The organism is Streptomyces aculeolatus (assembly GCF_020400605.1).
GTDB lineage: Bacteria > Actinomycetota > Actinomycetes > Streptomycetales > Streptomycetaceae > Streptomyces > Streptomyces aculeolatus.
Genome location: NZ_JAINRD010000005.1, coordinates 160,247 through 187,053, shown reverse-complemented (window position 1 = coordinate 187,053; position 26,807 = coordinate 160,247). Strand labels below are relative to the sequence as shown.

Genomic DNA, 26,807 nt, shown 5'->3' with positions numbered 1-26,807 from the left:
GCGCACCGGCCGGCCCGGCCGCGCGCCGCGGGCCGGAGACTTCGCCAGGGGCAGGTTGCACCGTACGGTGCAACCTGCCCCTGAGGCGTTGATAACGTTTGGAAGCAGATTGAGGGGGTGCGTTGCACAGGACGCAGGCGGTCGACTCCGTTCCGCTGATGCCGTGGTTGCACTTTGTCGGTTGGCGCCGCTTACGTCCTTTTTGACGGTGCCTGCGTGATCGTACGAAGTCCTCGACAGGCGTTTGGAATGTGCCGCGCGGCGTGCTGGAATTCGAGGAACTGACCCGAGAGTAGGCCGAGAGGTTGTTGGTCCGGTGAGGCGCAGCAGCAAGGGCCCCGCACAGGAGGCGCGGGGCAACTTCAGCCCGCCGTCGCACGCGGCGGTGCCGCCCCCTGCCGGGGCGCAGCCGGCCCCGCCGCCGCCCAGCGGCAGCAGATTTTCGCCCCGCAACTGGCGGGTGGCCACCCGGCTGAACGCGATCCTGCTGATCCCGGTGCTCGTGGCCATCGTCTTCGCGGGCTTCCAGGTGAACAACTCCGTCGACACCTGGCAGGAGGCCCAGGACGCGGAGAACACCGCCAAGGTCGCCAAGGCCGCCGGCGACTACGCCGAGCGCCTCATGGCCGAGCGCGACGTCTCCGTGCAGCCGCTGCTCCACGGCGACCGCGAGGCGAGCCGGGTGACCGAGGCCCGCAAGGCCACCGACGCCGCCGCGGCCGAGTTCGACCGGCAGGTCGCGGACATGCCGGACACGTCCGGCCTGCAGCGCAGGCTGAACGCCTTCCGGGAGCAGGAGAAGAACCTGGAGCAGATGCGCGAGGCCGCGTTCACGCCCCAGGCTCCCGGCACCGACACCCACCTCGGGTACGCGGAGATGTACCGCCCGCTGATGACCTTCGCCAACGAGCTCGGCCTGGGCACCGGCAACATCACCAGCTACGGCCGCGCGATGTACGCGATCTCCCTCTCCAAGTCCGCCGCCTCGCTGGTCCGCTCCATCGGCACCGAGCTGCTCGTCAGCCCGCCCGAGAAGGCCGAGGTGCTGGCGGCGGAGAAGACCGCGCTCGCCTCCTTCGCCTATCTGGAGCCCATCGCCCTCGACGAGTTCAGGACCGGCAGCACCGCCGCCGACAACCGGATGCTCAAGGACGCGCTGGCCGACCAGGAGGAAGAGGCCAAGCAGCGGCTCGCCGAGGCGCAGCGCGAGGCGGAGGGCGGCGGCGGCGAGTTCACCCCGCCGCCGAAGCCCGAGGAGATGCTCGCCGGCGTCGCCGGCATCGGCGAGGGCACCACTCCCGCGGACCTCGCCGAGCAGGGCATCACCCCGCAGACCTGGTACGCGGCCACGAGCGTGCCCATCGCCGCGTACCGCACCGTCGAGATCGAGTTCGCCGACCGCGCCGTGGCCGACGCCCGCGACATCGTCGAGTCCGCCAAGCGCGACACCGTCGTCGGCGCCGCCATCGCCGTCGGCGCGCTGCTCATCGGCTTCGTCATCGCCGCGCTGATGGCCCGCTCCATGGGCCGCAGCATGCGGCTGCTGCGCAACTCCGCGTTCGGCATCGCCGAGCAGCGGCTGCCGATGCTGGTCGACCAGCTCTCCCGCACCGACCCCGGCCGGGTGGACACCCGGGTGCAGCCGATCCCGCTGCACAGCAGGGACGAGATCGGCGAGGTCGCCCGCGCCTTCGACCAGGTGCACCGCGAGGCGGTCCGGCTGGCCGCCGAGCAGGCGCTGCTGCGGGGCAACCTCAACGCGATCTTCACCAACCTCTCCCGGCGCAACCAGGGCCTCATCGAGCGCCAGCTCGAACTCATCTCCGGCCTGGAGGACCACGAGGCGGACCCGGAGCAGCTGGAGAACCTGTTCCACATGGACCACCTCGCCACCCGCATGCGCCGCAACGGCGAGAACCTGCTGGTGCTCGCGGGCGAGGACACCGGCCGGCACATGGACGAGGCGGTCCCGCTCGTCGACGTGCTACGCGCGGCGACCTCGGAGGTCGAGTCGTACGAGCGCATCGAGCTGGAGGGCGTGCCCGACAGCGAGATCCACGGCAGCGCCGTCACCGACCTCGTGCACCTGCTCGCCGAGCTGCTGGAGAACGCGACCACGTTCTCCTCGCCGCACACCAAGGTCCGGGTCACCGCCACCCGGCTGCCCGACCGCCGGGTGATGGTCGAGATCCACGACAAGGGCATCGGCCTGACCGCCGAGGACTTCGCGGACATCAACCACCGGCTCGCCAACCCGCCCACCGTGGACGTCGCGATCTCGCAGCGCATGGGCCTGTTCGTGGTCGGCCGGCTCGCCGACCGGCACGGCGTCCGCGTACAGCTGCGCCCCTCTGGCGAGCAGTCGGGCACCACCTCGCTGGTGATGCTGCCCGAGGCCATCGCCTTCGGCGGCGCCACCGAGGCACCCGAGCAGCAGGACGAGTTCACCGTCTCCCGGATCGTCGCCGACCGGCCGTCCTTCCAGCCGGCCGGCAACGGCTTCGCCGGCGGCCGGCCGCGCAGCGCGGCGGAACTGGGCTTCGACGACTCCCCGTACCCGCAGGTCGAGGCGCCCCGCCCGGCCATGCCCGCGCTCGGCGGCCAGGAGGGGGTCTTCGACCCCATCCAGCGCTCGCTGCTGCGCGAGGAGCGCAGGGCCGCGCTCGAAGCGGCGGCGCAGGACCGTACGCCGGGCTTCCACGACACCGAAGCGGAGGCGCCGGGTACGGATGCCTTCACGGCCGGGGGTATCCCGGCGGAGCCCGCGTACGATACCTACGGCCAAGTAGATCCCGGCACCGCGCCGAACCACTGGACGGGACAGGGCGCGTACGACAGCCCGCCGGAATCGGAAACGGAATCCACGGCACAGCTCGGCACCGGCCGCGGGGGCTTCGGCTTCGGCGAACCGGAGCCGGCCCCGGCCGACGACGAGTGGAGGTCGGCGAACGACGAACGCTGGGAGCGCGCCGAGCAGGTGCGAGAACCGAAGGCGGGCGGGGTCACCCCCGCGGGCCTTCCCCGGCGGGTGCCCCGCCAGAACCTGGTCGAGGGCACCGCGGAGCAGGCCCCGCTGGGAGGCCCACAGGTCTCCCGGGCCCCGGAGGACGTACGCGGCAGGCTGAGCAAGCTGCGCCGCGGAGTCCAGCAGGGCCGCGAGCGGGGGCCGCAGCAGAACGACGGACCGGGCGTGGGCCCCGGCACATACGATCAGGAGCGTTAGGTGAGCCCGATGAGCCAGGCGGCGCAGAACCTGAACTGGTTGATCACCAATTTCGTGGACAACACCCCGGGGGTGTCGCACACGGTGGTGGTCTCCGCCGACGGACTCCTCCTCGCGATGTCCGACGGCTTCCCCCGCGACCGCGCCGACCAACTGGCGGCGGTGGCATCCGGACTGACGTCGCTGACGGCCGGCGCCTCGCGCATCTTCGAGGGCGGCTACGTCAACCAGACGGTGGTGGAGATGGAGCGCGGCTTCCTCTTCATCATGTCGATCTCCGACGGCTCGGCCCTCGCCGTGCTGGCGCACCCGGAGTGCGACATCGGTCTGGTGGGCTACGAGATGGCCCTGCTGGTCGACCGGGCGGGCGCCGTGCTCACCCCCGACCTGCGCGCGGAGCTGCAAGGCAGCCTGCTGAACTAGCCGACAACCGATGCACGTTGCCCGCTCGCCGGGCTAAGGTGCGTCGAGTGCAGTGAAGCTCCGGCACGCCGTCGGGGAAGGGGAACGCAGTGGCAGCGCACCAAGAGGTACCTCACGGCGGTGAGGACTGGCGATACGGCTACGGCCGGCAGTCCGACCGGCCGGGCACGCCGCCGCAGCACGGGACGCCCTCGTGGCCGGGGGCTCCGGGCGTACCGTACGCGGCCCCGGGCGTGCCCCCGTCCCCCGGGCAGCCGCAGCCTCCGCCCCCGCCGCCGTACGGCGACGGCCCGCCGCAGCACCGCGGCCGCCCCGCCCCGCAGCCCCATGCCCAGCCCGCCGCCGCGCGCGGCGGCCGCGCGGCCCGGAGCCCGCAGTCGCGGCTGGTGCGCCCGTACGCCGTGACCGGCGGCCGGACCCGGCCGCGTTATCAGCTCGCCATCGAGGCATTGGTGCAGACCACTGCCGATCCCTCCCGCCTCACTTCCCAGCTCCCCGAGCACCAGCGCATCTGCCGACTGTGCTATGAACTCAAGTCGGTCGCGGAGGTCTCCGCGTTGCTGACCCTCCCGTTGGGCGTCGCGCGCATCCTCGTGGCCGACCTCGCGGAAGCCGGCCTGGTCACGATCCACCAGCCGGGCGGCGGCGACTCCGCGGGGGGCCAGCCAGATGTGACTTTGCTCGAAAGGGTGCTCAGTGGACTTCGCAAGCTCTAGTGGTGTGGCCGGTTCTTCTCCGGCTCGTGCGACCACGTCGGCGAAGATCGTGGTGGCGGGTGGTTTCGGGGTGGGGAAGACCACGTTCGTGGGTTCGGTGTCGGAGATCAATCCGTTGCGTACCGAGGCTGTGATGACGTCGGCGTCTGCGGGGATCGATGATCTGTCGCAGGTGTCGGGGAAGACCACGACGACGGTGGCGATGGATTTCGGTCGTATCACGTTGGATCAGGATTTGATCCTGTATCTGTTCGGGACGCCTGGTCAGGATCGTTTTTGGTTCATGTGGGACGATCTGGTGCGTGGTGCCATCGGTGCGGTGGTGTTGGTGGATACGCGGCGGTTGGCGGATTGTTTCCCGGCGGTGGATTACTTCGAGAACTCGGGGTTGCCGTTCGTGATCGCGTTGAACGGGTTCGACGGGCATCAGCCGTACTCGCCCGACGAGGTGCGTGAGGCGCTGCAGATCGGCCCGGAGACGCCGATCCTCAGGACCGACGCCCGCCACCGGTCGGAGTCCAAGTCGACGCTGATCACGCTCGTCGAGCACGCCCTCATGGCCAGGCTCCGCTAGGGCCTGCCGTAACCCGTTTTGGAGTGCGGTCTGCGATCGGGTAATGTTCTGTCCGTCGCCGGGAACGGCGGCCACCGGAACAGAGCCCCCCTGGCGGGGGTTGTGTTTTGGTGGGGTATGGTGTAATTGGCAGCACGACTGATTCTGGTTCAGTTAGTCTAGGTTCGAGTCCTGGTACCCCAGCGCAACGCAGTTGCAGATGTGCCCGCCCCCGTTGTGTAGCGGCCTAGCACGCTGCCCTCTCAAGGCAGTAGCGCCGGTTCGAATCCGGTCGGGGGTACAGGTCCTCTCCATCGCGAGGGGAGGATCGTCCAAGGCCCCCGTTGTGTAGCGGCCTAGCACGCCGCCCTCTCAAGGCGGTAGCGCCGGTTCGAATCCGGTCGGGGGTACCACCGCAGAGAACTCGGCCCGTTCCCGCTTCAGCGGGGGCGGGTTTTTTTTGCGTTCCCGCCGGCGCGGCCTGGTCAGGGGCTGGGTCTCGCGCGACCGCGGGCCCGCGCTGCTGCCGCAGACGCCCCCGGCGGCGGTTGCGCTCTTCCAGCGGGTGCTCGCCGACGACGCGATCGCCCCGGCCCGGCCCGGCCGTGCGCGGTGTACACGAACGGCGTGCGCGCGCACCGTCCGTGACCGGACGGTCGGCCGTGGCGTACCGCGGCCGCTGCGCGGAGTCCGCACTGTGGCTCAGCCCGTCCTGCGCAGGGCGTCCGACAGCCGGGCCGCGGCGTCCACGACCGCCTGGGCGTGCATCCGCCCCGGGTGCCGGGTCAGGCGCTCGATCGGCCCGGAGACCGAGACGGCGGCCACCACGCGGTTCGACGGGCCGCGTACGGGCGCGGAGACGGACGCGACGCCCGGCTCCCGCTCCCCGACGGACTGGGCCCACGCCCGGCGCCGTACGCCCGACAGGGCCGTGGCCGTGAACCGGGCGCCCTGGAGCCCCCGGTGCAGCCGCTCGGGCTCCTCCCAGGCGAGCAGCACCTGCGCCGCCGATCCCGCCTTCATCGGCAGGGTGGAGCCCACCGGGACGGTGTCGCGCAGGCCCGAGAGCCGCTCGGCCGCCGCGACGCAGATCCGCATGTCGCCCTGGCGGCGGTAGAGCTGGGCGCTCTCGCCGGTGACGTCCCGCAGGTGCGTGAGCACCGGGCCGGCCGCGGCGAGCAGCCGGTCCTCGCCGGCCGCCGCCGCCAGCTCGGCGAGCCGGGGGCCGAGGATGAACCTGCCCTGCATGTCCCTGGCCACCATGCGGTGGTGTTCCAGCGCCACCGCGAGCCGGTGGGCCGTGGGGCGGGCGAGACCGGTCGCGGAGACCAGCCCGGCGAGGGTGGCCGGACCGGACTCCAGCGCGCTCAGTACCACAGCCGCCTTGTCGAGTACGCCGACGCCGCTAGAGTTGTCCATGCAACGATATTCGCGTCTCACACTGTGAAACGCAAGTTCATATTTCCGGTGAACGCGTCACCCTGGACGGAACGGTCCCCGTCCGGAGCGAGGGGAGCGGCCGGTGCCGGCGGCTGCCGGCACGGACATGCGCACACGCAGTTCGCAATCGACGACGATGGGAATGCGATGGGAAGGACACTCGCGGAGAAGGTCTGGGACGACCATGTCGTCCGGCGCGCGGAGGGCGAGCCCGACCTTCTCTTCATCGATCTGCACCTGCTGCACGAGGTGACCAGCCCGCAGGCGTTCGACGGCCTGCGCAAGGCGGGCCGGCCGGTGCGCAGGACCGACCTCACCATCGCCACCGAGGACCACAACACCCCGACCCTCGACATCGACAAGCCCATCGCCGACCCGGTCTCGCGTACGCAACTGGAGACCCTGCGCAAGAACTGCGCGGACTTCGGCGTCCGGCTGCACCCGCTCGGCGACGTCGAGCAGGGCGTCGTGCACGTCGTCGGCCCGCAGCTGGGGCTGACCCAGCCGGGTACCACCGTGGTCTGCGGCGACAGCCACACCTCCACGCACGGCGCGTTCGGCGCGCTGGCGTTCGGCATCGGCACCAGCCAGGTCGAGCACGTGCTGGCCACGCAGACCCTGCCGATGGCCCCGTTCAGGACCATGGCCGTGACCGTCAACGGCGAGCTGCCCGACGGCGTCACCGCCAAGGACCTGATCCTCGCGATCATCGCCCGCATCGGCACCGGCGGCGGGCAGGGCTACGTGATCGAGTACCGCGGCGAGGCCGTCGAGAAGCTCTCGATGGAGGCGCGGATGACGATCTGCAACATGTCCATCGAGGCCGGCGCGCGCGCCGGGATGGTCGCGCCCGACGAGACGACGTTCGCGTACCTGAAGGGCCGCGCGCACGCCCCGGAGGGCTCCGGCTGGGACGCGGCCGTCGAGTACTGGCGCACGCTGCGCACCGACGACGACGCGGTCTTCGACCGGGAGGTCGTCATCGAGGCCGCCGAGCTGGCCCCGTTCGTCACCTGGGGCACCAACCCCGGGCAGGGCGCGCCGCTGTCGGCGCAGGTGCCCGACCCGGCGTCGTTCGGCGACGCCAGCGAGCGGCTGGCGGCGGAGAAGGCGCTGGAGTACATGGGCCTGACCGCCGGGCAGCCGCTGCGCGAGATCGTGGTCGACACCGTGTTCGTCGGCTCCTGCACCAACGGCCGGATCGAGGACCTGCGCTCCGCCGCCGAGGTGGTCAGCGGCCGGCAGGTCGCCGACGGCGTACGGATGCTGGTCGTTCCCGGCTCCGTACGGGTCGCGCTGCAGGCCGTCGAGGAAGGGCTCGACAAGGTGTTCACGGCCGCCGGGGCCGAATGGCGGCACGCCGGTTGCTCGATGTGCCTGGGTATGAACCCCGACCAGCTCGCCCCCGGCGAGCGCTCGGCGTCCACCTCCAACCGCAACTTCGAGGGCAGGCAGGGCAAGGGCGGCCGTACGCACCTGGTCTCCCCGCAGGTCGCCGCGGCCACCGCCGTGACCGGCCGGCTGTCCTCCCCGGCCGACCTGATCACCGCGGAGGTCTGATCCATGGAAGCCTTCACCACCCACACCGGGCGCGGCGTGCCGCTGCGCCGCAGCAACGTCGACACCGACCAGATCATCCCGGCCCACTGGCTGAAGAAGGTCACCAGGGACGGCTTCGAGGACGGCCTCTTCGAGGCGTGGCGCAAGGACCCCGAGTTCGTGCTGAACAGCGCGGCGTACCGGGGTGCGAGCGTCCTGCTGGCCGGCCCGGACTTCGGCACCGGCTCGTCCCGCGAACACGCCGTGTGGGCGCTGCAGAACTACGGCTTCAAGGCGGTCGTCTCGTCCCGCTTCGCCGACATCTTCCGCGGCAACTCGCTCAAGAACGGCCTGCTGACCGTCGTGCTGCCGCAGGCGGACGTCGAGCGGCTCTGGGAGCTGGTCGAGGCCGACCCGCAGACCGAGGTGACCGTCGACCTCCAGGCCCTGGAGGTGCGCGCCGGCGCCGCGTCCGGCGCGCCCGCGTTCACCGCCTCGTTCGAGCTGGACGAGAACGCCCGCTGGCGGCTGCTGAACGGCCTCGACGACATCAGCATCACCCTTCGGTACGAAGCCGACATCGCCGCTTTCGAGGCGGCCCGGCCGGCGTTCAAACCGCAGACCGTACAGGGCTGACCGGCGGTTTCCGCCCCAGCCGAGGCCCCGCGCCCGCCGCCGACAGGTGGCGGGCGCGGGGCTTTGTGCGCCGGTGCGTTGGCCTGCCGCCGGGCGACAACTCACCGCAGATGACACAATCGGCGCATGGAACCCGACGGCCAACTCGCGCTCTACGAGGCCGTCGCCGCCGGGCTGAAGGAGGCCCACCGCCAGGTGCGCGAGGTGGCGGCGACGGACGCCGAACGGGCAGAGCTGACAAGGCGCCTGCTCGCCATCACGGGTGCCGCGAAGCACGATCTCGCCGGAGCCGCAAGGCGGCTGGAGCGGCTGCGGCGGGAGCTGGACGCGCGCTCGTAGCGGGAGTCCGTTGCGACACAAGGGTGATGAGAGACGTTTTGCCTTTGATTTGCGGTATATATCTGCCTAACGTGCGAAAAAGCTTGAACATTTCGTTCCGGCAATCAATGCCTCAGAAGGGGAAGACGTGAACAAGGCCCAGCTCGTTGAAGCTATTACCGACAAGATGGGTGGCCGCCAGCAGGCCTCCGACGCCGTGGACGCCGTCCTCGACGCGATCATTCGTGCGGTCGTCTCCGGCGAGCGTGTATCGGTCACGGGCTTCGGCTCTTTCGAGAAGGTGGAGCGCCCGGCGCGCTACGCCCGCAACCCCCAGACCGGCGAGCGCGTCCGGGTCAAGAAGACCTCCGTGCCGCGGTTCCGCGCGGGGCAGGGCTTCAAGGACCTCGTCTCCGGCTCCAAGCGGCTGCCGAAGAACGACACGGCCGTGAAGAAGGCCCCGAAGGGCAGCCTGTCCGGCGGCACCAAGACCACCGCCAAGGCCGCCGCCAAGAAGGCCACCAAGAAGGCCACCGCCGCCGCCAAGAAGGCCACGGCGAAGAAGACGACCGCGAAGAAGACCGCAGCCAAGAAGGCCCCGGCGAAGAGGACGACGGCGAAGAAGGCCTCGGCCAAGAAGACGACGGCCAAGAAGTCCTCGGCGAAGAAGGCGTCCGCCAAGAAGACGGCCGCCAAGAAGTCGGCCAAGAAGGCCCCGGCGAAGAAGGCGACCGCCAAGAAGGCGCCCGCCCGCAAGGCCGCCGGCCGGCGGACCACGGCCAAGAAGACCACTGCCAGGAAGCGATGACGGACCCGGCGCAGGGTCCGCAAGCGGGGCCGGCTCCCCTCGGGGAGACCGGCCCGCGGCATGTCCGGGCCCGGCCGCACGCCCGCGTACGGGCCGGAGCCCGGGCCCCGGCCCCCGCCCCGGTCCGCAGCCGGGCCCCCGGGGCGTTCCGCGGCCCGGTGCCCAGCCCGTTCCGCGGCGCGCTGCCCAGCCCGTCGTACGGCCCGGTCCGCGGCCTCAGAGGGTCTGCAGCGTCACCAGGACGATCCTGCGCGCCTCGCCCGCACCCTCGGTCTCGATCCGCACCCGCTGCCCCGGCCTGAGCAGCCGCAGCCCCCCCGCCGCGAACGCGGCGCCGTCGAAGGGCAGCGGCGTGCCGTCGTCGAGGAGCACGCTGCCGCTGCCGGTCTGCGGGTCGTACGTGAACGCTGTGGCCTGCATGCGCCGCAGGTTACCGGCCGCCGCTCAGCCGCACACGCCGTCGGACGCCGCCCGCGACCCCGGGGCGCGCCCCTGGAACGGGCACCGGGCCGCCCCGCCGTCCCGGTCGCCGGCCTGGCGCCCGTACGCCGCCAGGCGGTCCAGTTCCGCCGCCGTGTGCCGCCCCACCCCCAGCGCCAGCGCCGCCCGCAGGTCCGCGCCCGTATCGACGTCCTGCCGCACGGAGTCCACACCGCCCAGCCCGATCTCCCGCGCCCCCGACGCCAGGTGCCGCGCCCGCGACGCGACCCCGAACCCCGGCGCGAGCGCCACCCCCGCGTCCGCCGCGAGCAGCGTCGTGCCCGTCCCGGGGGCGTCGGCCAGGAACGCCCGCCCGCCGCCCGCCGCCGCGAGCACCCGGGCCAGCTCCGCGGGCCGCAGCGCCGGCAGGTCCGCGTTGAGCGCCGCGACGGCGGCGCCGGGCTCCACGGCCCGTACGCGCTGCTCCCCGTGCGCCAGCGCGGCGTTCAGGCCCGCCCGCGGGGCGTCCGGTACGACCCGCGCCCCCGCCGCCCCCAGTTGCCCCGCCGCCTCGGCGTCGTCCGTGACGACCGTGACCGAGCCCACCGGCGGGCAGGCGAGCGCCGCGGCCACCGTGTCGAGCGCGAACGCCAGCGCCAGCCGGCCCCGTCCCGGCTCGCCCGCGGCCGGACCCAGCCGGGACTTCGCCAGCGCCAGCGGCTTCAGCGGCACGACGACATGCCAGAGCCGCCGGCCCGGTCGGCCGGGGAGTTCCGTCTGCGCAGGTGCCGTGCGTTTCGTCATCGTCGTTACGCCCCATTGTCGCCTGCCCGTGCTCCGCGGGGCGGGGCGGGCCGGTCACATGGGCGTACGGTGTTCTCGACAGACGTGAGACCCGGGGCCAGACTGTTTCGGCCACGAAACGCGCACCGAGGAAAATCCGGGAAGGTGAAAAGGACCGTGCCACGGCGGAGGATCGGCTTCTGGTACCGGCTGGTCGCGGCCATCTGCAAGCCCCCGCTGCGGCTGCTCGTCAAGCGGGACTGGCGTGGCGCGGAGCACATACCGGCCGACGGCGGATTCATCACCGCCGTCAACCACAACTCGTATCTCGACCCGTTCTTCTATGCCCACTTCCAGTACAACACCGGCCGCGTGCCGCGGTTCCTGGCGAAGGACGGACTCTTCAAGAAGGGCGTCGTCGGCACCGTGATGCGCGGCACCGGGCAGATTCCCGTCTACCGCGAGTCGACCGACGCCTCCAAGGCATTCCGGGCCGCGGTCAAAGCCGTCGAGGACGGCGAGTGCGTCGCGTTCTACCCGGAGGGGACGCTCACCCGCGACCCCGCGCTGTGGCCGATGAAGGGCAAGACCGGCGCCGCCCGGGTCGCGCTCGTCACCCGGGCCCCCGTCATCCCCGTCGCCCACTGGGGCGCCAACGAGGTGCTGCCGCCGTACGGCAAGCCCCGGCCCTTCCCGCGCAAGACCTTCCACCTGCTCGCCGGCCCGCCGGTGGACCTGTCGGAGTTCTACGGCAAGGAGCCCACCCCGCAGGTGCTCGCGGAGGCCACCGACGTCATCATGGACGCCGTCACCCGCCTGCTCGAGGAGCTGCGCGGCGAGCAGGCGCCCGCCGAGCGCTTCGACCCGAAGACCGTGCGCGCCCAGCAGCGCCGCCGCTCCGCGGACCGTAAGGAGAACTCGTGACGCGCTGCGCCGTCTTCGGCACCGGCTCGTGGGGCACGGCCTTCTCGATGGTGCTGGCCGACGCCGGCTGCCGGGTGACGATGTGGGGCCGCAGAGCCGCGCTCGTCGACACCCTCAACGCCACCCGCGAGAACCCCGACTACCTCCCGGGCGTACGCCTGCCCGACGCGGTCACCGCGACCGCCGATGCCGCCGAGGCCGCCCGGGACGCCGAGTTCACCGTGCTCGCCGTGCCGTCGCAGACCCTCCGCGGCAACCTGGAGCGCTGGGCGCCGCTCCTCGCCCCCGGCACCGTCCTCGTCAGCCTGATGAAGGGCGTCGAGCTGGGCACCGCCAAGCGCATGAGCGAGGTCATCGAGGAGGTCGCCGCCAAGGAGGGCACGGCCGCCGGCCCGGACGGCACCGGGGGCCGCGTCGCCGTGCTCACCGGCCCCAACCTCGCCCGCGAGATCGCCGCCAGGCAGCCCGCCGCCGCCGTGGTCGCCTGCGCCGACGAGGAGGTGGCCCGGCGGCTGCAGACCGCCTGCCACACCCCGTACTTCCGCCCGTACACCAACACCGACGTCGTCGGCTGCGAACTCGGCGGCGCCGTCAAGAACGTCATCGGGCTGGCCGTCGGCATCGCCGACGGCATGGGCCTCGGCGACAACGCCAAGGCGTCGCTCATCACCCGCGGCCTGGCCGAGACCGCCCGCCTCGGCAGCGTGCTGGGCGCCGACCCGCGCACCTTCGCGGGCCTGGCCGGCATGGGCGACCTGGTCGCCACCTGCTCCTCGCCGCTGTCCCGCAACCACACGTTCGGCACCAACCTCGGCCGCGGCATGACCCTGGCCGAGACCATCGCCGCCACCAAGCAGACCGCCGAGGGCGTCAAGTCCTGCGAGTCGGTGCTCGATCTGGCCCGCAGACACGCGGTCGACATGCCGATCACCGAGACCGTGGTGAGCATCGTGCACGACGGGAAGCCGCCGCTCGTGGCGCTGAAGGAGCTGATGTCGCGCAGCGCCAAGGCGGAGGGACACTGACGTCGCCGGACGCAGCGGGTAGTGTGCGAGCGATGAGCAGCGAGCACTCCTACGAAAGCCAGGGCCGCAAGCCGCGCGTCGCCGTCGTTTTCGGCGGGCGCAGCTCCGAGCACGGCATCTCCGTGGTCACCGCGGGCGCCGTGATGGGCGCCATCGACCGGAACAAGTACGAGGTGCTGCCCATCGGCATCACCTCCGACGGCCGCTGGGCGCTCACCGCGGACGACCCCGAGCGGATGGCCATCGCCGACCGCCAGGTGCCGCGCGTGGAGGAACTCGTCGACGAGGAGGCGGAGGACGGCGCCGTCGTGCTCTCCGCCGACCCGGGCAGCCGCGAGGTCGTCTACGCCGAGCCGGGCCAGGTGCCCAAGGCGCTCGGCGAGGTCGACGTCGTCTTCCCGATGCTGCACGGCCCGTACGGCGAGGACGGCACGCTGCAGGGCATGCTCGACCTGTCCGGCGTGCCGTACGTGGGCTCGGGGGTGCTGGCGTCCGCGGTCGGCATGGACAAGGAGTACATGAAGCGGGTCTTCGTCTCGTACGGGCTGCCGGTCGGCCCGTACACCGTGATCCGGCCGCGCGAGTGGGGCGAGGGCGCCCCCGGGCAGGAGGGCGCGGCGGCCCGCAGGAAGATCGTGGACTTCGCCGCCGACCACGGCTGGCCGGTGTTCGTGAAGCCCGCGCGGGCCGGTTCGTCGATCGGCATCACGAAGGTCGCCGAACTCGGCGCGCTGGAGGACGCGATCGCCGAGGCGCGCCGCCACGACCCGAAGATCATCGTGGAGGCGGCGGTCAGCGGCCGCGAGATCGAGTGCGGCGTGCTGGAGTTCGAGGACGGGCCGCGGGCCAGCGTGCCCGCCGAGATCCCGCCGACCACCAGCCACGACTTCTACGACTTCGAGGCGAAGTACATCGACTCCGCCGACGGCATCGTGCCGGCGCCGCTGAGCGCGGAGGAGACCGCCGAGGTGCAGCGCCTGGCGGTCGCCGCGTTCGAGGCGTGCTCCTGCGAGGGGCTGGTGCGGGCGGACTTCTTCCGCACCGACGACGGCGGGTTCGTGATCAACGAGATCAACACGATGCCCGGCTTCACGCCCATCTCGATGTACCCGCGGATGTGGCAGGAGAGCGGCGTGAGCTACCCCGAGCTGGTCGACCGGCTCATCCAGGCGGCGCTGCGCCGCTCGACAGGGCTGCGCTAGGCCGTGTATCGGAAGTGAATCCTGTACATCGGGTGTCGGCATGTCACTGAGCCACATAGCCCTCTCGTCTGGACGTTCCTCATGAGTCCGTGCGAGTACTCCGCAGGTGCGCCGGCACGGCCCACCACTGGTCCGGGCGGTCCACGACCGGGGCGTCGGGGCCGCTCTCGCCGTACCGGGCGAGGCGCAGAAGGTAGGCCGCGATGCCTGCCGCGCCCTGCATCCACGTCGTCTGGGGCGGCAGCAGCGGCGGGTCCTCGCGGTGTTCCAGAAAGCGCCAACGGGCGCCCGCATCATCCCTGATGACCCGGTCGACCAGCGCATCGCCCATCCGGTGCGCGGCCCGCAGCAGGGTCTGCCTCCGCTGCGGCGCCCGGCAGTCCTGGGCGGCGTCCAGCAGGACGTCTCCGACGCCTGCCGTTCCGCAGCAGCGGCCGTCGTTGTCCCAGAAGCCGGGACGGAGGCGTTGCGGCAGGCCCGAGGTGAGGATCGAGGCCATACAGCGGTGCCGCAGTTCGTCGACGTCATGGCCCGCCACCTCGGCGACCCCTGCGTGCGCCAGTGCGGTGAACAGGTGCGAGGTGCCCGCCGGGCCGTGGCACCACGTGTACGTCACCGGTTCCACCTCCCGTTTCGACGGCGGGATCGTGTGCGGGACGACGAAACCGGCGTCCTCCAAGGACCCCACCGAGAGGACGTGCCGGGCGCCTTCCACCGCGGCCTCGATGAAGTCCTGACGGTCCAGGGCGGTGCCCGCGACGGCCAGTGCGGCCGCGATGCCGGCGGTTCCGTGCGAGTAGTTCGGTGCCCTCGACGGCCTCCCCGGCGTCATGCCCCAGTCGAGGCCCGCTTCCGTAAGGTCCGCCGCCCGCAGCAGCGCCTCGCCTCCCGTCGTCGCGATCGCCTCTGCGAACTCGCTCTTCGCCCAGACCGCCGTCATCACGACGCCCGCGGTCCCCATGATGACGTCGGTGAGGGGCGCGTCGGAGCCCGGTTCGAAATCGAGGGTGGTCTTCCATCCGTCGCCGGTCGCCAGGGCGGCCAGCCGCCGCAGTGCCACCGCTTCCTCGCCCGGGGCGAGCAGTCTGAGCGCCGTCGCGTCGCCGGCGAGGCCCTCGTACAGCGAGGGTTCCGTTCGCTGCCCGGCCTGTGCCGACAGCCTGGTCACGATGCCGGTCGCCAGTGCCGCTTCCCGCGCGCTCAGCTCCCGGTACTGCGCGATCTCGGCCAGCACCGGGGCCAAGCCGGCGATCCCCGCGTACAGCGAATCGCGGTCCTGTGGCGGCGACACGGTTTCCGGACCGCCCTCCACCACCGCCTGCACGAGCCATGGGCCCTCGGCCTCGCGCACGTGGTCCAGCACCCACGACCAGGCGGCCTCGCCCACGTCCCGATAGACGTCGCTCCTCATCCGGGCACGCTACAACCCCCCAGTTGAGCGGCCCGTTCGGCGGGGTGTCGCCGGTCTGTCGGTTCCGGCGGTCCTGGGTACCGGCTTCCGCGGCCGCCTTCAGGTCACGCAGCCCTGCTTCGAGGCCGTCGCGCGACGGGTGCCGATCACAGCCACTCGTTGATAGCAGCGATCAGGACGGTCGCCTCGTAGCGGACCGCCGGCTTGTCGTAGCGCGTGGCGACGGCGCGGTGCCTCTTGAGGCGGTTGATCCCGCACTCGACCGCGTGGCGCTTGCGGTAGTCGGCCGGGTCGAAACGTGGTGGGATGGTGCAGCGGATTCTGCGGCGCCGCAGGTAAGCGCGGTTTCTGCGGGAGGCGTACGCCTTGTCGGCGCGGACCCGACGGGGACGGACACGTGGCCGACCCGGCCCTATGCCGGGCACGCGGACTTTCTCCAGTACGGGTTCGAACTGCGGCGAGTCCCCGCGTTGCCCGGCCGTGATCACGATCGACATGGGCTTTTGGCCCTGTTCGACGGCGAGGTGCAGCTTGGTGGTGAACCCGCCGCGTGAGCGTCCCAGTCCGTGGTCTCCGGGCTCGGCGAAGACACCGCCCGGTGGTTCCTTCTGCAGGCCACCCTGCCTTCGGGTTCCAGCCGCGTGCTGGTGGGCGCGGCAGACCGTGGAGTCGACGCTCAGGTCCCACGTGATCGCACCCCTCGCGTCGGCCAGGGACTGGAGCCGGGTAAGGATCTGCTGCCAGGTTCCGTTCCGCTGCCACCTGCGGAAGAGGTCGTAGACCCGGCCCCACGGTCCGCACTCGACGGGGACGTCCCGCCACGGAACCCCGGTCCGAACTCGGAAGCGTATGCCGTCGATCAACTGCCGCCGGGACCAGACGGGCGGCCGCCCCGCCCTCATACCCTTCGGTAGCAACGGCTCCAACACCGCCCACTGCTCGTCCGTGAGATCACCCCGACCCATGAACTGTGATCATTCACAGCCCAAGATCCACTTTCGATACACGGCCTGCGGCCGCTTGCGCCCGCGGCCCCGGCCGCCGGGCGCAAGGGGCGCCGGGCGTCAGAGCGTGCCGGGGACGGCCTTGTCGACCGCTTCGGCGAGGTCCGTCAGCGGGTTCACCTCGGGCGCGTACGCCCCGGGCACCGTGACCTCCACGAACGCCTCCCGCAGCGTGGTGGTGAAGCGGGCCCCGTCGTCCAGGTCCTCGTACAGCCAGTCGACGCCGTTCACGCTCACCGAGTCCGCGGCGGGGTTGTAGTGTTCACTCCCGGGCGTGAGCACCTCCGGCCTGGGCACGCCGCAGCGCAGCTCGACGGCCGGGTCACCCCACCCGGCGGTCAGCTCCGAGACCGGATCGGTCTCGCGGCGCTCCTGGCCGTCGACGGTGCCGGGCAGCCGGTCGGCGAGCTCGCGGCAGTGGTCCACGGCCTTCCCCTGCGGGGTCGGCACGGCCACCTGCGGCGCGCCGCCGCCGCCCCCGGAACAGGCGAGCGGGGCGGCGAGCAGCAGCAGTGCGGCGGGCAGGCGGAGAGCGGAGCGGAATGGCCGGGTGGGGCGGAAGTGCAGGACGGGGCGGTCGCTCCGGGCACGGCGGTGCGCGGCGCCGGAGCGCGAGGCGGTGCGGCCCCACCGGGGCGGTGTGCTCAGCGTCATCACCGGCCGAGCATACGGGGGGCCTAGAGATGGACGACCGGACAGGTCAGGGTCCGGGTGATGCCCGACACCTGCTGCACTCTGGCGACCACGAGCCGGCCGAGTTCGTCGACGGTGTCCGCCTGGGCGCGCACGATCACGTCGTACGGGCCGGTGACGTCCTCGGCCTGGATCACTCCGGGGATCTTGGCGATGACTTCGGCGACGGCGGACGCCTTGCCGACCTCGGTCTGGATCAGGATGTAAGCCTGTACCACGGAACCTCCAGGGGCGGCTTCGAGGATCATGGGGGGAGAGACGCAACCGTATCGCGTAGTCCGGCCGGCGCGGGAGGGTCGGGACCGGCCATGACGGGCGAGACCGCGGGCGTCGGGTTGACGGAAGGAGCGATCCGATGAGGGGCCACGGGCAGGGGCAGGGCACCGTGGGGGAGCTGGGCGAGTTCGGGCTCATCCGGGAGCTCACCTCCCGGCTGACCACGACCCCGGCCGTACGCGTCGGCCCCGGGGACGACGCGGCGGTCATCAGCGCCCCCGACCGCCGGGTCGTGGCCAGCACGGACGTGCTGATCGAGGGCCGGCACTTCCGCCGCGACTGGTCCACGGCATACGACGTGGGCCGCAAGTCCGCCGCCCAGAACCTCGCCGACATCGCCGCCATGGGCGCCGTGCCGACGGCCCTGCTCCTCGGCCTCGTCGTCCCCGCCGACCTGCTCGTCACCTGGCCCGCGGAGCTGATGGACGGGCTGCGCGACGAGTGCCAGGTCGCCGGCGCCGCCGTCGTCGGCGGCGACGTCGTACGGGGCGACGCCATCACCCTGGCCATCACCGCGCTCGGCGACATGCAGGGCCACGAGCCCGTCACCCGCGCCGGCGCCCGCCCCGGCGACGTGGTGGCGGTGACGGGCTGGCTCGGCTGGTCCGCCGCCGGGCACGCCGTGCTGGCCCGCGGCTTCCGCTCGCCCCGCGCCTTCGTCGAGGCGCACCGCCGCCCGGAGCCGCCGTACCAGGCGGGCCCGGCGGCCGCGGGGCTCGGCGCCACGTCGATGACGGACGTCAGCGACGGGCTGCTGGCCGACCTCGGGCACGTCGCGGCGGCCGGGAAGGTCCGTATCGACATCCGCACCGCGGCGCTCGACGTGCCCGGACAGATGGCGGACATCGGCAAGGCGGTCGGCGTGGACCCGCTGCAGTGGGTGCTGACGGGCGGCGAGGACCACGCGATCGTGGCGACGTTCCCGCCGCAGGTGAAGCTGCCGGCGCGGTGGCGGGTCGTCGGCGAGGTGCAGGCGCCGTCGGCGGCGGCGCAGGTGACGGTGGACGGCGAGCCGTGGCGGGGATCGGCCGGCTGGGACCACTTCGGTGGCTGAGTCGGCGGGCGCCGGCGGGGCCGCCGGCCCGGGCGGGGGTGCGCCGCCGCGGGTGCTGACCGTCGCCGGCTCCGACTCGGGCGGCGGCGCGGGCATCCAGGCCGACCTGAAGACGATGCTCGCGCTCGGCGTGCACGGCATGAGCGTCGTGACCGCCGTGACCGCGCAGAACTCCCTGGGCGTACAGGACAGTTGGACGCTGCCGGTGGCGGCGGTGCGCGCCCAGTTCCGCAGCGTCGTCGACGACATCGGGGTCCAGGCGGTGAAGACCGGCATGCTCGCCGGCGCCGAGACGGTGGCGGTGGTCGCGGAGCTGCTGGCGGGCACGCCCGCGCCGGTCGTGGTCGACCCCGTCGGTGTCTCCACCCACGGCGACCGGCTGCTGGCCGCCGAGGCGCTGGACGTGGTCCGCACCCGGCTGCTGCCGGCGGCGACCGTCGTCACCCCGAACCTGGCCGAGACGGCATGGCTGACGGGGGTCCGGGTGGCCGGCGAGGCGGACATGCCGCGGGCGGCGGCGGCGCTGCTGGCGTACGGACCGCGGTGGGTGCTGGTCAAGGGCGGCCATCTGCCCGCGGACGAGGGCGCCGTGGACCTGCTGACGGACGGCACCGAGGAGCACTGGCTGCGCGCGCCCCGGCAGGCCGTCGCCCACACCCACGGCACGGGCTGCACGCTGGCGAGCGCCGTCGCCGCGCAGCTGGCGCGCGGGCGGGGGGTGCCGGAGGCGGTGGCGGCGGCGAAGGAGTACGTGACGGGGGCGATCGCCGGGGGGTTCCCGCTGGGGGCGGGGACGGGCCCGGTGGATCACGGGTGGCGGTGGCGTACGGCCGGGGGCGGCACCGCCCGTACGCCCTGAGGGCGCCCCGCGGACGCGAGAGAGCCGGCCCACCCTGCGGTGGACCGGCTCGCCGTGCGTGGGCGGCTGCGCTACGTCAGCGCGAGACCTTGCCCGCCTTGATGCACGAGGTGCAGGCGTTGAGGCGCTTCGGCGTCCCCCCGACCACGGCGCGCACCCGCTGGATGTTGGGGTTCCAGCGGCGGCGGGTGCGGCGGTGCGAGTGGGAGATGTTGTTGCCGAAGCCCGGCCCCTTGCCACAGACGTCGCAGTTGGCAGCCACGGGTCACTCCAAGCTTCTGATGCACGTACGGTCGGATCCCGGCAGCACGCCCTTCTCCTGGAAAGGAGCAGGTCGGCCGTGCCGGGGAAGGAAGGCCCGGTACGGGACCGGGCAACCTGTGCAGCATACTACGGCGCTTCCCGGCGGAGGAAATCGCCGGTCCAGCGGCTACGCTGCGGCTACACCGTACCCGGCCGTGCCGTCGTCCGTTCCGAGGGGGTTGTGCAGGTGCTCGACGCCGCTTCCGTGCGGGCCTGGTGCGTCCTGGCCCTGGAGGCGCTGGGCCGCGGCAGGGAGGAGATCGACGCCGTCAACGTCTTCCCGGTCGCCGACGGCGACACCGGGACGAACCTGTACCTGACGGTCGAGTCGGCGGCGCAGGCGGTGGACGCGGTGTACGGGGCGTTCGCTGCGGACGGTGCGGGCGCCGGCGGCGTGGAGCCGGCGGTGGCGGACGTGCTGCGGGCGATGGCGCACGGCGCCCTGATCGGGGCGCGGGGCAACTCGGGGACGATCCTGGCGGAGCTGCTGCGCGGGCTGACGGGCGCGGTGGCGGGCGCCGACTCCGCTGCCGGTGCCGACTCCGACTCCGACTCCGGTGCCGGGGACGGGGAGCTGCTGGCCGCCGCGCTGCGGCGGGGCGCGGACGCGGCGCGCGCCGCGGTGGAACACCCGGTCGAGGGCACGATGCTGACGGTCGCCGACGCCGCCGCCGCGGCGGCGGAGCGCTCGGCCGCGGGCGGCGCGACGCGGGTGGCGCAGGTGGCGCGCGGCGCGTACGACGGCGCCCGCGAGGCGCTGGCCGCGACGACCGCGCAGTTGGACGTGCTGCGCCGGGCGGGCGTCGTGGACGCCGGGGGACTGGGCCTGGTGGCGGTGCTGGGCACGCTCGCCGACGCGCTGAGCGGCGCCGCCCGCCCCACGGAGCTGGGGCCGGAAGGACCGGCGGGCCGCGGCACGGGGGGCCGCAGGACGGCCGCCCGCCACGACGGCGCCGCGTGCGCGGTGCCGGGCGCGGACGGGCCCGCGTACGAGGTGATCTATCTGCTGGAGGCCGACGACGCCGCCGTCACCCGGCTCCGGCCGCGGCTCGACGGGCTCGGCGACTCCCTCGTCGTCGTCGGCGGCGACGGGCTGTGGCGGGTGCACGTGCACGTCGACGACGCCGGCGCCGCCGTCGAGGCGGGCGTCGAGGCGGGGCGCCCGTACCGCATCCAGATCACCCACCTCCCCGCCGGAGCCCTCTCCGACACCCCCGCGCACGACGCCTCCGGCGGCGGCGGGCACGAGGGCCGGGCGGTCGTCGCCGTGGTGCCGGGGGACGGGCTCGCCGCGCTGTGCGCCGAGGCGGGCGCGGGGGTGGTGACCGTACGGGAGGGCGAGCCGCCCGCGAGCGGGGAGTTGGCGGAGGCGATGCGGCGGACGGGTGCGCCGGAGGTCGTGCTGCTGCCGAACGACGCCGAGTTGCGCCACACCGCGGCCGTGGCGGTCGCGGAGGCGCGCGCCTCCGGCGTACGCGCGGCCCTCATCCCGACGCGCGCGGCGGTCCAGGGACTGGCCGCGCTGGCGGTGCACGACCCGGGGCGGCGGTTCGACGAGGACGTGGTCTCCATGACGGCCGCGGCCGGCGCCACCCGGCACGCGGAGTTGGCGGTCGCGGAGCAGGAGGCGTGGACGACGGCGGGGATCTGCCGCCCGGGCGACGTGCTCGGGGTGGTGGAGGGCGACGTGGCGGTGGTCGGCACCGACCTCGCGGAGACCGCGGAGGCGGTGCTGGACCGGATGCTGGCGGGCGGCGGGGAGTTGGTCACGCTGGTGCTGGGACCGGACCTGCCGCCGGGCTTCGGCGCCCGGCTGGAGGCGCACGTACGCGGCGGGCACCTGGCGGTGGACACGGTGGTGTACGAGGGCGGGAGCCAGTCGGCGCCGCTGCTGATCGGCGTGGAGTAGCGGGCGGCTGCGCCGAGTACACCCCGGGCGGGGCGTCCGGCGCCGTCCGGGGCCCGCGGTGCGCCGCCCGGGGGCGTCAGCGTTCCGCGTACTCCAGCAGGGCCCGGGCCTCGTTGCGGCGGGACCGGGCGGTTTCGCTCCCGGCGTCGCCGCCCCCGTACGCCGCGAGCACCTCGCGGGCCCGCCCCGCCGCCGCCTCGGGGCGGCCGAGGTCGGCCTCCAGCCAGGCGGCGAGCAGTTGGGCACCGGTGTACTCGTCGCGGCAGTCGGGGCCCAGCTCCGCGAAGCCGGCCACGGCGCGTACGACGTGGGCCAGGCCCTCTTCGTACGCGGCGCGGGCGCCCGCGGCGGCCGCCTCGTCCGGGTCGTGCGGCGTGCTGCCGGAGGCGGCCGTGATGAGGTCGCCCGTCTGCCGGTTCGTGGCGGCGAGTTCGGCGAGCAGGAGGTCCCGGGGCCCACCGCGCGCCGGGGCGGCGCCGTCGGCCCCGGCGCCCGAGGGGGCGTCGTCCGCCGTCGGGCCGCCGTTGGCGCTCCCTTCGCGCGGGTCGCCGGGCCCGGGCACCGCCTCCAGGGCGGTCGTCAGCTCCCGTTCCGCCTGCGCCATCAGGGCCCTGCCCGCCGCCGCTCCCGCCCGGCCCGGCCGGAGCGCCAGCCAGGCCCGCGACCGCAGCGTGCGGATCAGCGCCGGGACGTCGCCCAGCTCCCGCCACAGCGCGCCCGCGCGCTCGTACGCCTGGTCGGACTGGGCGTCCAGCTCGGCGGCGTTCAGCGACTGCGCGGCGAGCGTCGCCAGCATCGCATGGTCGCGGGCGCCTTCACGGTCCCAGCCCGCGGCGGTCTCCGCGGCCAGCACGTACTGCTCGGCAGCCTGCTTGTGCTCCCCGAGCCGGCCCATGGCGTCGCCCAGCCACCAGCGCGTCTGCACCACGGATCCCTCGCCGTGCACCTCCGCGTCGAGGTCGGCGATCGCGTCCTCCAGCACCGCCGCCGCCTCCGCCGTGCGGCCGAGGCGGAGCAGGGCGCCTCCCAGGTGGTGGCGGGCCCAGGCGCCCATGCCGTCGGAGTCGCCGGCCTCGTCGGCCCACAGGGCGGCTTCGAGCAGGTGCTCGGCGCCTTCGGCGTCGCGGCCGGTGTTGCAGAGGATGTCGGCTAGTTGCAGGTGCATGCCCGCCTGCCCGGCCGGCCGGCCGTGCGCGGCGCTGTGCTCCAGCGCACCGCGCGCGGCGCGCTCCGCGGTCTCGCCGTCGCCGAGCCGGGAGGCGGTGCCGGCGAGCGCGGACAGGGCCCGCACCGCGTACCAGGGCACGCCGGCGGCGGCGTACCCGCCGACGGCCTGCTCGTAGAGCGCGGCGGCGCGCTCCATCTCGCCCCGGCGGGCGGCGAGTTCGGCCCGGAGCTCGTGCGCCTCGGCGATCCGGCCGGCGACGCGCGGGTCGTCCGCGTACGGCGCGGCGAAGGCCAGCACCGCGGCCACCGCCTCGGCGGCGGTACGGGGAGCGTCCGCGTCGGCCCGCGCGGGAGCGCCGGTCCCGCCGGCGTCCGCCGTGCCGTCGGCGTCCGCCGTCCCGCCGTCGCCGCCCAGGGTGTGGATACGGGCCCGGCAGATCAGCGCCGTCGCCGCCTCGGCCGCCGTGGCGCGGCCCGCGGCGTGCAGCTCCAGCGCCCGCGCGCAGGGCTCCGCGACCGCCGCCAGGGCGTCGTCCGTACGGCCTTCGCGTGCGACGGCGAACGCCGCGCGGGCGCGCGCCACCACCGCCCGGCCCGGGTCGCCCGCGGCCTCGAACAGCTCGGCCGCCGTCCGGAAGAGGCCCGGGGCCTCGCCGTCCGCCGTGTCCGGGTGTATCGCGCGGTGGGCGGCGACCTCCGCGCGGTCACCCGCGGACAGCTCGGCGCCCGTCTCCGCCGCCGCGCGCGCCACGTCCGCCCAGGCCCGTACCGCGTCGGGGTGACGGGCCCCGGTCCGCTCCCTCGCCGCCTGCAGCAACTCCGCCACCCCGGTCCGCCCGGCCGGTGCCGCCGCGGCGGGCACCCCCGCGGCGCGAGGCGCCGGGGCGGCCGTCGCGGGGACCGTGCCCCGCCGCCCCGTCCGGCGCACCCGCAGCCCCAGCGGCAGCCGCTCCGCCAGCGGCGCCCGTGTCATCCGCTCGCGTACGGTCGCCGACACCGCCGCCGTGCCGTTGCGCGCGTCGAAGCGGCCGGCGAGCGCCAGCGCCTCCCGCTCCGCGTAGGCCCGCAGCTCCGTGACCGTCCACTCCCGGCCCGCGCCCGCGGCGCCCGGCGGGCCCACCACGGGCTCCCCGCCGAGGCCCAGCCCGGCCAGCCGCCGCGTGAGCAGCGCGGTGACCGCCAGGTACGCCATGAGGCTGGACGGCTCTCCCTTGTCCGACAGATAGGCCGGCCGCTCCGCCAGCAGTTCGAGCCCCCGCGCCTCGTTGCCCGTCAGCGCGCAGAACTCCACGTGCCGCGCGAACGCGAACCGCATGCTCTCCATCCGCCGCACCATCCGGTGCCCGCGCAGGTGGTTGGCCCGCGCCTCGTCGGCGCGGCCCAGCCGCAGCAGCGGCAGCAGCGACTCCGCGAGCGTGGCGTGCGGCTCGTGCGCGCAGGTGTGCACGCCGGCGAGGACCGGCGCCCACAGTTCGAGCGCCGCGTCGTCGTCGCCGTGCCCCGCCTCCCAACTGCCCTGGCCGCGCAGCTCGCAGGCGTGGCAGTCGCTCTTGGCGTCGCGCTCCGCGGCGCGCCAGGCGGCGTACGCGCGGGCGGCGCGCGCGTCGTCGCCGACGTGCTCGGCGATGTGGTACTCCGCCTGCCGCACGGCGCGTTCGCTGTGGCCCGCGAGGCGGTAGCGACGCTCCATCTCGGCGAGCCACTTCTCCATCGCGGCCAGCGGGATGTGCGGCTGGTCCGTCATCCCGGAGGAGACCCACTTGAACATCCAGAACAGGTGGTGGGTGTCCTCCTCATCGAAGTCCCCGGGTCTCTCGTCCCACATGCGCAGCAGGCGCGCGAAGGGGACGAACATCTTGTCCTGCTCGGAGCTGAAGTTGTACGTCTGCAGCAGGTGGATCAGGCCCTCGACGACGAACGCGGCCTCGCCCGTCCGCTCCGCCTCGGCGAGCAGCCGCTCCGCGCCCGCGTTGCGGCCGGGGCCCTCGGGCTCCCGCGCGTTGTCGTGCATCGCCCGCCGGAAGGCGTGGATGTCGGCGGGGGGCCCGGCGGGCGCGGGGGAGGTGGCACCGGTGCTCATCGGCCGTCCCCCTCGCCGGCGCCGAGGTCGCCTCCGGGGTCGCCTCCGGGGTCTCCGCCGGCGGGATCCGCCGCCCCCGGCGGGTGCACCGCCCACTCCAGCAGGCCGGCGAACGCCCGGTTCAGCAGCGCCGAGTCGGCCGGCCGCAGCGGGCGCTGCGCCATCAGCAGCGCCTGCCCGTACAGCGCCTCGACCGCGCTGCCGACCAGCTCGGGGGCGCCCAGCGCGCCGATCCGGCGCACCAGCGGGCTGCGGTGGTTCAGGACCAGCCGGGCGCGCGGGGTGCCGCCGCGCAGGCTGCCGAGGATCCCCGCCCACAGCTCGTCGGCCTGCTCCTCCTCGTCCGCACGGGCCCGTTCGTGCCGGGCGGCGCGGTCGTCGAGGTGGAGCGCGGGCACGGTCAGCGGGTGGAAGGCGCGCAGCACGACGTCGCAGGCGAGCGGGTCGAGACGGGCGCGGGCGACGCCGAGGAAGCCGGACAGGGCCAGCTCCTCGGCCGGGTCGACGCCGTCCAGGTGCGCGGTGACGGTGTCCGGGTCCAGCTCGGCGACCGCCGTCCCGGGACGTACCCGGGGCAGCAGCTCGACCAGCTCCGCGTCGTACGTGTAGCCGCCGTTGACGACGCCGATGCCCTGCGCGGAGGCGATCGGCGCGACCTGCCGGAACTCCTCCACGCTGCGCGTGAAGTGCACCACCGGGTGGCGCTGCGCGAACTCCGCCAGCGACACCTGTCCGTCGGTAGTCTCGAACGGCAGCCAGGGCAGCATCGTGCGCAGCATCTCCTCGTCGTGCCGGGCCAGCGACTTCACGCCCAGGTGATGCACGGAGAGGAACTGCGCGAGCCGGTCCGGGTCGCCGGTGGCCAGCGATGTCAGCCAGTCGCGTACGGCGCCGCCGAGCGCCTCCCGTACGGCGAGCAGCGTCTCGTCCTCGTACAGCGCCTCCCGCGAGGCCGTCGGGCGCAGGCTGTCGGTGTCCACGACGCAGCGGACGAAAAACGCCCAGTCGGGCAGCAGCCCGTCGGCGCGCGTGGTGAGCAGCATGCCCTTCAGATACACGCGGTGCCCGGCGCGCTGGGCCGGGCTGACGGCGGACGGCAGGACGTACGCGACCCCGCGCACGCCCGCGAGCGGGACGTCCAGCTCGACGGCGTCGAGGGGGGTGAAGCCGAAGACGTCCCGGCAGTGCCCCGCGAGCGCCACCCGGCGGGCGGCCGGGCTCGGGTACGGGCGGTCCCAGACGGCCGGCAGCTCGGTGACCGGCGCCTCGCCGACGCGCACGTCGTACGGCAGGAGGGAGCCGAACTCGCGGGCGAGGGCGGCGACGCGGGCGGGCTCGAACCACTCGGCGCAGCCGGGCCGCGGCGTCAGGTGCACGGTGGTGCCGGGCTCCGGGCGGGCGGCCGGGGGGAGGGTCCGCACCGTGTACGAACCGTCGTCGGCGGCCGTCCACTCCACCGGCGGCGCCGCCGGCTCACGGGCCGACCTGCTGACCACCCGGATCCGCTCGGCGACCAGGAAGCAGGCCAGCAGGCCGATGCCGAACTGGCCCAGGAACTCCGCCCGTGCGGACTCCAGGCCGCCGGCGCGCTTGGAGCTGCGGCCGATGGTGGCCAGCAGCTCGTGCACCTCCGCCTCGGTGAGCCCCACGCCGCTGTCCTCGACGCGGAGCCCGCCGGCGGGCTCCGCCTCCGGCGCCGCGTACAGCCGGATCCGGTCCGGCGCGGCAGGGTCGGCCGCGCGGCGGGCGGTGACCGCGTCGACGGCGTTCTGCAGCAGCTCGCGCAGGTAGACCCGGGGACTGGAGTACAGGTGGTGGGAGAGCAGGTCGACCAGGCCGCGCAGGTCGACCTGGAAGGTGTGGGACGCGGTGTGCGCAGCGTTCTCAGGAGTCATCGCGAGAGCGCCGGCGGGGGGTGGGCGTGGCGGCGCGGGTCGGGCGATCCCGGTCGTCGGTGATCGCGAAGGGGAGTTCGGGGCGGACCATCGTAGGACCGGGCGGGCTCGCGTTACCAGGGGTTTCCACGCTCTGTCGGTCCGAT

At 74.1% G+C, this 26,807-nt stretch carries 24 protein-coding genes and 3 tRNA genes; 17 read left to right on the top strand and 10 right to left on the bottom strand.

Annotated elements, in window-relative coordinates; genetic code table 11:
• The first annotated feature begins 460 nt into the window (after positions 1-460).
• From LG396_RS11535 to LG396_RS11505, 7 genes are all read left to right on the top strand, one after another.
• Complete coding sequence (locus LG396_RS11535; RefSeq protein WP_225794849.1) at positions 461-3,223, top strand: sensor histidine kinase; 2,763 nt, start codon at positions 461-463, stop codon at positions 3,221-3,223.
• A gap of 9 nt (positions 3,224-3,232) precedes the next feature.
• Positions 3,233-3,646 carry a roadblock/LC7 domain-containing protein gene (locus LG396_RS11530; RefSeq protein WP_078524293.1) on the top strand — a complete coding sequence of 138 codons (414 nt, stop codon included), beginning with the start codon at positions 3,233-3,235 and terminating at the stop codon, positions 3,644-3,646.
• An 89-nt stretch (positions 3,647-3,735) separates the two neighbouring features.
• Positions 3,736-4,362 carry a DUF742 domain-containing protein gene (locus LG396_RS39650; protein ID WP_225794664.1) on the top strand — a complete coding sequence of 209 codons (627 nt, stop codon included), beginning with the start codon at positions 3,736-3,738 and terminating at the stop codon, positions 4,360-4,362.
• The gene (locus LG396_RS11520; protein ID WP_078536748.1) at positions 4,343-4,936 is read left to right on the top strand and encodes a GTP-binding protein; all 594 of its coding nucleotides are present in this window, start codon (positions 4,343-4,345) and stop codon (positions 4,934-4,936) included. The genes LG396_RS39650 and LG396_RS11520 overlap by 20 nt, the downstream gene beginning before the upstream one ends.
• A gap of 111 nt (positions 4,937-5,047) precedes the next feature.
• Positions 5,048-5,119, top strand: a tRNA-Gln gene (locus LG396_RS11515).
• A 24-nt stretch (positions 5,120-5,143) separates the two neighbouring features.
• A tRNA-Glu gene (locus LG396_RS11510) sits at positions 5,144-5,216 on the top strand.
• 36 nt (positions 5,217-5,252) lie between these two features.
• A tRNA-Glu gene (locus LG396_RS11505) sits at positions 5,253-5,328 on the top strand.
• 289 nt (positions 5,329-5,617) lie between these two features.
• On the opposite strand, the gene ndgR is transcribed toward LG396_RS11505, so the two are convergent.
• Positions 5,618-6,334, bottom strand: a complete 717-nt coding sequence (gene ndgR / locus LG396_RS11500) for an IclR family transcriptional regulator NdgR (protein WP_018839667.1) — start codon at positions 6,332-6,334, stop codon at positions 5,618-5,620.
• Positions 6,335-6,502: 168 nt separating this feature from the next.
• Between ndgR and leuC the strand changes: the two genes are divergently transcribed.
• From leuC to LG396_RS11480, 4 genes are all read left to right on the top strand, one after another.
• Positions 6,503-7,915: a 3-isopropylmalate dehydratase large subunit gene (gene leuC, locus LG396_RS11495; RefSeq protein WP_225794663.1), complete on the top strand. Its 1,413-nt coding sequence runs from the start codon at positions 6,503-6,505 to the stop codon at positions 7,913-7,915.
• Between the two features lie 3 nt (positions 7,916-7,918).
• Positions 7,919-8,530: a 3-isopropylmalate dehydratase small subunit gene (gene leuD / locus LG396_RS11490; protein ID WP_037743316.1), complete on the top strand. Its 612-nt coding sequence runs from the start codon at positions 7,919-7,921 to the stop codon at positions 8,528-8,530.
• Between the two features lie 126 nt (positions 8,531-8,656).
• Positions 8,657-8,869: an SCO5555 family protein gene (locus LG396_RS11485; protein ID WP_018839664.1), complete on the top strand. Its 213-nt coding sequence runs from the start codon at positions 8,657-8,659 to the stop codon at positions 8,867-8,869.
• A gap of 127 nt (positions 8,870-8,996) precedes the next feature.
• Complete coding sequence (locus LG396_RS11480; RefSeq protein WP_026276608.1) at positions 8,997-9,656, top strand: HU family DNA-binding protein; 660 nt, start codon at positions 8,997-8,999, stop codon at positions 9,654-9,656.
• A 216-nt stretch (positions 9,657-9,872) separates the two neighbouring features.
• On the opposite strand, the gene LG396_RS11475 is transcribed toward LG396_RS11480, so the two are convergent.
• Both LG396_RS11475 and cofC read right to left on the bottom strand, forming a co-directional pair.
• A complete protein-coding gene (locus LG396_RS11475; RefSeq protein WP_018839662.1) occupies positions 9,873-10,076 on the bottom strand; it encodes a hypothetical protein in 204 nt (67 codons plus the stop codon).
• A 24-nt stretch (positions 10,077-10,100) separates the two neighbouring features.
• Positions 10,101-10,880, bottom strand: coding sequence for a 2-phospho-L-lactate guanylyltransferase (gene cofC / locus LG396_RS11470; RefSeq protein ID WP_225794662.1), 780 nt, complete (start codon positions 10,878-10,880; stop codon positions 10,101-10,103).
• Between the two features lie 156 nt (positions 10,881-11,036).
• Between cofC and LG396_RS11465 the strand changes: the two genes are divergently transcribed.
• From LG396_RS11465 to LG396_RS11455, 3 genes are read left to right on the top strand one after another with little or no spacing between them, the layout of a single operon-like run.
• Complete coding sequence (locus tag LG396_RS11465) at positions 11,037-11,783, top strand: lysophospholipid acyltransferase family protein (protein ID WP_225794661.1); 747 nt, start codon at positions 11,037-11,039, stop codon at positions 11,781-11,783.
• Positions 11,780-12,808 carry an NAD(P)H-dependent glycerol-3-phosphate dehydrogenase gene (locus LG396_RS11460; RefSeq protein WP_225794660.1) on the top strand — a complete coding sequence of 343 codons (1,029 nt, stop codon included), beginning with the start codon at positions 11,780-11,782 and terminating at the stop codon, positions 12,806-12,808. The genes LG396_RS11465 and LG396_RS11460 overlap by 4 nt, the downstream gene beginning before the upstream one ends.
• Before the next feature lie 32 nt (positions 12,809-12,840).
• Positions 12,841-14,010 carry a D-alanine--D-alanine ligase family protein gene (locus LG396_RS11455; RefSeq protein WP_225794659.1) on the top strand — a complete coding sequence of 390 codons (1,170 nt, stop codon included), beginning with the start codon at positions 12,841-12,843 and terminating at the stop codon, positions 14,008-14,010.
• Between the two features lie 79 nt (positions 14,011-14,089).
• Here LG396_RS11455 and LG396_RS11450 read toward each other — a convergent pair whose 3' ends face one another.
• The 4 genes from LG396_RS11450 to LG396_RS11435 all read right to left on the bottom strand — a co-directional run bounded on the left by LG396_RS11450 (position 14,090) and on the right by LG396_RS11435 (position 17,336).
• Positions 14,090-15,421, bottom strand: coding sequence for a lanthionine synthetase LanC family protein (locus LG396_RS11450; RefSeq protein WP_225794658.1), 1,332 nt, complete (start codon positions 15,419-15,421; stop codon positions 14,090-14,092).
• A gap of 146 nt (positions 15,422-15,567) precedes the next feature.
• Positions 15,568-16,386 carry an IS5 family transposase gene (locus LG396_RS11445; protein ID WP_225794657.1) on the bottom strand — a complete coding sequence of 273 codons (819 nt, stop codon included), beginning with the start codon at positions 16,384-16,386 and terminating at the stop codon, positions 15,568-15,570.
• Between the two features lie 99 nt (positions 16,387-16,485).
• On the bottom strand, positions 16,486-17,079 hold the full coding sequence (locus LG396_RS11440) for a DUF3515 domain-containing protein (RefSeq protein ID WP_308190090.1): 594 nt from the start codon (positions 17,077-17,079) through the stop codon (positions 16,486-16,488).
• A 23-nt stretch (positions 17,080-17,102) separates the two neighbouring features.
• Complete coding sequence (locus tag LG396_RS11435) at positions 17,103-17,336, bottom strand: Lrp/AsnC family transcriptional regulator (protein WP_018839656.1); 234 nt, start codon at positions 17,334-17,336, stop codon at positions 17,103-17,105.
• Between the two features lie 137 nt (positions 17,337-17,473).
• Between LG396_RS11435 and LG396_RS11430 the strand changes: the two genes are divergently transcribed.
• A complete protein-coding gene (locus LG396_RS11430; protein WP_018839655.1) occupies positions 17,474-18,448 on the top strand; it encodes a thiamine-phosphate kinase in 975 nt (324 codons plus the stop codon).
• Entirely contained in the window at positions 18,441-19,307 is an 867-nt protein-coding gene (thiD, locus tag LG396_RS11425) for a bifunctional hydroxymethylpyrimidine kinase/phosphomethylpyrimidine kinase (RefSeq protein ID WP_225794656.1), read from the top strand. Before LG396_RS11430 ends, thiD begins: the two co-directional genes overlap by 8 nt.
• Before the next feature lie 76 nt (positions 19,308-19,383).
• On the opposite strand, the gene rpmB is transcribed toward thiD, so the two are convergent.
• On the bottom strand, positions 19,384-19,569 hold the full coding sequence (rpmB, locus tag LG396_RS11420) for a 50S ribosomal protein L28 (RefSeq protein WP_018839653.1): 186 nt from the start codon (positions 19,567-19,569) through the stop codon (positions 19,384-19,386).
• A gap of 222 nt (positions 19,570-19,791) precedes the next feature.
• Between rpmB and LG396_RS11415 the strand changes: the two genes are divergently transcribed.
• Positions 19,792-21,519 (top strand): DAK2 domain-containing protein, encoded by a 1,728-nt coding sequence (locus LG396_RS11415; RefSeq protein WP_225794655.1) that lies wholly within the window; start codon positions 19,792-19,794, stop codon positions 21,517-21,519.
• Positions 21,520-21,595: 76 nt separating this feature from the next.
• On the opposite strand, the gene LG396_RS11410 is transcribed toward LG396_RS11415, so the two are convergent.
• Both LG396_RS11410 and LG396_RS11405 read right to left on the bottom strand, forming a co-directional pair.
• Complete coding sequence (locus tag LG396_RS11410) at positions 21,596-24,766, bottom strand: tetratricopeptide repeat protein (RefSeq protein WP_225794654.1); 3,171 nt, start codon at positions 24,764-24,766, stop codon at positions 21,596-21,598.
• A complete protein-coding gene (locus LG396_RS11405; RefSeq protein WP_225794653.1) occupies positions 24,763-26,661 on the bottom strand; it encodes an HSP90 family protein in 1,899 nt (632 codons plus the stop codon). The genes LG396_RS11410 and LG396_RS11405 overlap by 4 nt, the downstream gene beginning before the upstream one ends.
• Between the last annotated feature and the right edge of the window lie 146 nt (positions 26,662-26,807).